General features: G+C 68.5%; 2 protein-coding genes and 1 pseudogene. All 3 read left to right on the forward strand.

The window, feature by feature from the left end:
* A partial coding sequence (locus AB0M52_RS30550; RefSeq protein ID WP_363960900.1) for a M14 family metallopeptidase occupies nt 1–1,470 on the forward strand: 1,470 nt, incomplete at its 5' end.
* Between the two features lie 358 nt (nt 1,471–1,828).
* Nucleotides 1,829–4,597 (forward strand): M14 family metallopeptidase, encoded by a 2,769-nt coding sequence (locus tag AB0M52_RS30555; protein ID WP_363960902.1) that lies wholly within the window; start codon nt 1,829–1,831, stop codon nt 4,595–4,597.
* A 25-nt stretch (nt 4,598–4,622) separates the two neighbouring features.
* A pseudogene (locus AB0M52_RS30560) lies at nt 4,623–4,951 on the forward strand (hypothetical protein); the annotation flags it as partial.

Here is a 4,951-nt window from a genome sequence, read left to right on the forward strand (position 1 = left end):
TCGCTGGCCTGGGGTCACGAGGGCGGCAACAACGTCTCGGTCGAGCTGGCCAACCCCGGCGTGGCCGATGCGCCCCTGACGGTGACCGTCACCGGTACCCAGGTCCGCGTCAGCCTCGCCACCAACGCCAGCGGCGCGGTCACCAGCACCGCCGCTCACGTCGTCGCCGCGCTCAACGCGCAGGCGGCGACGCTGCTGAAGGCTTACACCTACCGGGGCAACGCGGGCACGGGCGTGGTCGCGACGGCCGCGCCGACGGCGCTGTCGGACGGCCTGTCAGCGCCGGCGTCGGTCTCCCGCGATCCGCACTCGGTGTACGCCATCCGGATCGGCAAGCACCGCGACGGCTCCAAGCTCGGCGTGCTCGCCTACGCCCAGGAGCACGCCCGGGAGTGGGTCCCGCCGCTGGTCACCATCGAGACCGCCGAGCGGCTGCTGCGCAACTACGCGCACGACGGTCGTACCAAGCAGTTGGTGGACAACCTGGACATCTGGATCGCCCCGTCGATCAACCCGGATGGCGGGCACTACTCGTTCTACGACTTCAACTCGCAGCGTAAGAACATGACCAACCACTGCACGCCGGAGACGTCCGGGGACTTCCTCGGCCGTACCTCGTGGGGTGTGGACAACAACCGCAACTACACCGAGTACAGCCTCTTCGACGGCTACTCGGGCGCGTCGGCGAGCTGCACCAGCGGCACGTACGCCGGGCCGAGCGAGCTGTCGGAGCCGGAGAACAGGAACGTGGACTGGCTGGCCTCCCGGCCGAACATCAAGTTCTCGATGAACCTGCACTCGTCGGGTAACTACTTCATGTGGTCGCCCGGTTCGTACGCGACTCCGGGTCGGATCTCGGCGCCGCGGCCGACGCTGGCCGAGGAGTCGCTGTTCTGGGGTGCGTCGTCGCGGATCCTGACCGCCATCAAGCGGCACCGTAACCTGGCGGTCACCCCGGCGCGTACCGGTCCGATCGCTGACGTGCTGTACTCGGCGGCCGGTAACTCCGGTGACATGCTCTGGTACAAGTACGGCATCTACGCCTGGAACTTCGAGGTCGGCACCTCCTTCCAGCCTCCGTGGGCTTCCGCCCACCAGGAGACGATGGAGTTCGCCAACGGTCTGGTGGAGATGATGCGGGTGGCCCGCGACTTCGACACCGACCACCAGCGGCCGACCAGCTCGCTGTCGGTCACCGCGAGCGCCACGGCGGGCATGGTCGACCTGAAGTTCGAGACCGACGAACCGGCGGCGGTCTTCTACACCCTCGATGGTGCCAAGCCCACCTACGAGTCGGCCCTCTACGGGTCGGCGGGCATCCGCGAGGGCGGGGAGACGCTGACCGTCCCCGCCGGCACGACCGTCCACTGGTTCTCAGTGGACGCGCGGGGGAACGTGGAGAAGAACTACAAGCCTGACGGCAACGGCAAGAACTTCAACAAGCAGACGGTCGTCGCGCCGATCGGCTGACGACAGTGCAGGGAGGCGGCGGCACCCGGCCGGGTGCTGCCGCCTTTGCGTGCAGGGGCCAGACCGGCACCCCGAACGACATGTCTACATGCAGGTCAAACGCCGGATTCGAACGGTTGGGGCAACGTGGGGACGATCACCATCTCGCCAATTGGGATGATTGACAGATCACCTTCGGCGGGTGAAAGTTGTCCGCAACCTGATCACTCCTTACCCCGGATGGGTGACGCTGCGTAATTGGCGGTGCGGGCGGCGTCCCTTTCCGGGCGCTTCGTCATGGCTGTTTACGGGGATGGGGGCAGCACGGCGAAGCGCGAACTCCTCGCCCACCGCACGCCGAGAAGGGGCTTCAAGCCTCATGACCGAGTTCCGTACCCGTTCCCGGTGGCGACGCCGGCTACCCGCCTCCGCGGCGCTGGCGGCCGGCACGGCCGTGCTGCTGATGGTCAGCCCGGCGGCGGCCGTCGTACCGCAGGCCGCAGCACCCGCAGCACCCACCGTACCCCCCGCCGACCTCGGCCGGCTCGCCGACGAGAAGGCCAACGTCGTCGAGGTGCTGCTGGCCGACAACGCCGAGCTGGACGCGCTGGTGGCCACCGGCGTCGACCTCGACCACCACGTCGACCGCACCGAGGACGGCGGCATCGTCGTGCACGCCGTGGTGACCGGCAACGAGGTCGCCACCCTGACCGCCGCCGGTTACACCTTCGGCAAGGTCCTGCACACCGCAGCCGACTCCGAGGCCCGGATCGCCGAGCGCGAGGCGACCATCGCCGAGCACATCGCCGACAACCAGGACTTCAGCGCGGCGGCGGGGATGGCGGCCCGCGCCGCCGTCTCCGACGTCAAGATCATTCGGGCCGACTACTACACCAACGGCACCACCCAGGTGCTGTCGGTGGAGGCGAAGTGGGCTCAGGGGCAGACCGTCACCACCGCCCTCACCGTCCAGCGGGACAGCGGACCGGGCACCGAGATCGGTTCCGGCGGCACGCAGAGCATCACCCGCTTCGTCGACGGCGGCGTCTACATGTACCACCGCGGCGCGGCGAACGTGACCAGCCGGCCCGACTACGTGCGGATCACCAGCCCCACCGGTGATGTCGCCGTCGCCAAGGTAAAGGAGTGGCTGCCGATCTCCGGCGACTCTCCTGAGGGCCCGGGCTACCAGAAGGACTTCGTCAACAGCTACCTCACCCCCACCGAGCTCTACGACCGGATCAAGAACCTGGCCCAGCAGTACCCGAGCCTGTCCGAGATCGTGGAGCTGCCGTACAAGACCAACGGTTACCGGCGCAAGGCGCAGGCCGTGCTCGGCACCGCCAACGCCAGCCGCGTCGGCGTCGACTCGCTGGCCTGGGGCCACGAGGGCGGCAACAACGTCTCGGTCCAGCTGGCCAACCCCGGCGTGGCCGACTCGCCCCTGCTGGTGAAGGTCCTCGGCACCGACGTGATGGTCAGCCTGGCCACCAACGCCTCCGGCGCGGTGACCAGCACCGCCGCCGAGGTCGTCGCGGCGCTCAACGCCTCGCCTGAGGCCGGGGCGCTGCTGCAGGCGTACACCTACCGGGGCAACGCGGGCACGGGTGTGGTCGCGACGGCCGGGAAGACCATGCTCACGGACGGCCTCCTTGCGCCGGCTTCGGTCTCCCGCGATCCGCACTCGGTGTACGCCATCCGGATCGGCAAGCACCGCGACGGTTCCAAGCTCGGCGTGCTCGCCTACGCCCAGGAGCACGCCCGGGAGTGGGTGCCGCCGCTGGTGACCGTCGAGACCGCCGAGCGGCTGCTGCGCAACTACGAGAGCGACGCGAACACCCGCGAACTGGTGGACAACCTGGACATCTGGATCGCCCCGTCGATCAACCCGGATGGCGGGCACTACTCGTTCTACGACTTCAACTCGCAGCGTCGGAACATGACCAACCACTGCCCGCTCACGGGCAACGCGGACTACCTCGCCCGCAACACGTGGGGTGTGGACAACAACCGCAACTACACCGAGTACAGCCTCTTCGACGGCTACTCGGGCGCCTCGGCCAGCTGCACCAGCGACACCTACGCCGGGCCCAGCGAGCTGTCCGAGCCGGAGAACAGGAACGTCGACTGGCTGGCCTCCCGCGGGAACATCAAGTTCTCGATGAACCTGCACTCGTCGGGTAACTACTTCATGTGGTCGCCCGGTTCGTACGCGACTCCGGGTCGGATCTCGGCGCCGCGGCCGACGCTGGCTGAGGAGTCGCTGTTCTGGGGTGCGTCGTCGCGGATCCTGACCGCCATCAAGCGGCACCGCAACCTGGCGGTCACCCCGGCCCGTACCGGTCCGATCGCTGACGTGCTGTACTCGGCGGCCGGTAACTCCGGTGACATGCTCTGGTACAAGTACGGCATCTACGCCTGGAACTTCGAGGTCGGCACCTCCTTCCAGCCGGCCTGGGCATCCGCCAAGGAAGAGACCATGGAGTTCTCCAACGGTCTGGTGGAGATGCTGCGGGTGGCCCGTGACTTCGACACCGACACGGCGGCGCCGACCAGCTCGGTGAACGTCGAAGCGAGCGCCACGCCGGGCATGGTCGACCTCACGTTCGACACCAACGAGCCGGCGGCGGTCTTCTACACCCTCGACGGTTCTCGCCCGACGTACGAGTCGGCCCTTTACGGGTCGGCGGGCATCCGTGAGGGCGGGGAGACGGTGACCGTTCCGTCCGGCACGACCGTGCACTGGTTCTCGGTGGACTCCCGGGGCAACGTGGAGAACGGCTACCTGCCCGACGGGACCGGCACCAACTTCAACAAGAAGAAGGCGTGGGACCCGGAGGCGCTGCCGCTGACGGTCACCGCGCAGGTGCGGTGTGTGGCGGGCAAGGCGTACGTCGCGGTGCAGGCGAACAACGAGCACAACGCGGCCGTGAGCATCGGCCTGGAGAGCGCGTACGGCAACAAGGCCGCCGCCAACGTCGCGCCGGGTGGGAACGTCTTCCAGCAGTTCAACACCCGGGCGACCGCGATCTCGGCCGGCTCGGCGACCGCCCGCGCCACCGGGACGCTCAACGGCGAGGCCGTGACGAGCGTCGTCACCAAGGAATACGCGGCCGTCAACTGCGCCGACCCGCGTGCAGCCCAGTAACTGAACGCAGCAACGGAGAGATCGCATGAATACATGGAGTCGCAAGCGGCTCGCCGCGGCAGGTGCCGCGGGTGCCCTACTGGCTGGTTCGGTGGCGATGGCGTCGCCGGCGCTGGCCGAGCCCGGTGACGAGGCGGATGTGCGGGTGACCGTCGACATCGAGCCGATCAAGGAGCCGGGTGTCCTGGCGATGTCGATCGCCGGTGACTCGGTGGCTCTGGCCGAGGACGGGTCGACGTTGCTGGTGCGTCAGTTCGTGGGCACGCTGCCGACGGTGACGGTGACTGACACCCGTACGGCGGATGAGGTGCCGGAGGGTGCGGCGTGGGCGGTGCTGGGTAGCGCGACCGACTT

Origin of the sequence: Micromonospora sp. NPDC051296 (assembly GCF_040682255.1) — a bacterium.
Lineage (GTDB): Bacteria > Actinomycetota > Actinomycetes > Mycobacteriales > Micromonosporaceae > Micromonospora > Micromonospora craterilacus.

What these genes read in the sequence shown, in the direction of transcription:
- AB0M52_RS30555 (WP_363960902.1), top strand. Translation starts at nt 1,829, where the DNA reads ATGACCGAGTTCCGTACCCGTTCCCGGTGGCGACGCCGGCTACCCGCC.